Origin of the sequence: Marinimicrobium sp. UBA4209 (genome assembly GCF_002381585.1) — a bacterium.
GTDB classification, from domain to species: Bacteria; Pseudomonadota; Gammaproteobacteria; order Pseudomonadales; family Cellvibrionaceae; genus Marinimicrobium; species Marinimicrobium koreense.
On the sequence record NZ_DFTP01000017.1, the window covers coordinates 1 to 350 of the forward strand.

Below are 350 nucleotides of genomic sequence, written 5' to 3' on the forward strand. Positions count from 1 at the left end.
TAGAAGTGACGCAGAAAATCATCCAGCTCCCAGAGGTTTCCTGTAGCGACATCCACGTTGATGCGGAACCCTCGACCGGACCACCAGCCGTGAAACTCGGGGTTCACCCAACGGTGTGGATCACCTTCACGCCCGATACAACGGCGCCCCATTTCGGCGTAGATACGGTCCAGGTGTGGCACCACCAGAAGTGAGACCGGATCAAGATCCATGGGGATATCGGCGGCAACCCCGGCTTCACTTTCTCTTGAGGAAATCGGTTGGCCCTCAAAATGAATGATGATTTCATCATCACGCGCCGCCCAGACCACCATCTGCAACAGATAATCCGGATCGTTATAAGCCCACAT

Annotated in this window: 1 pseudogene; it reads right to left on the reverse strand. The window is 54.9% G+C overall.

What is annotated here, in order from left to right:
• A pseudogene (locus tag B3187_RS03030) lies at window positions 1-350 on the reverse strand (hypothetical protein); the annotation flags it as partial.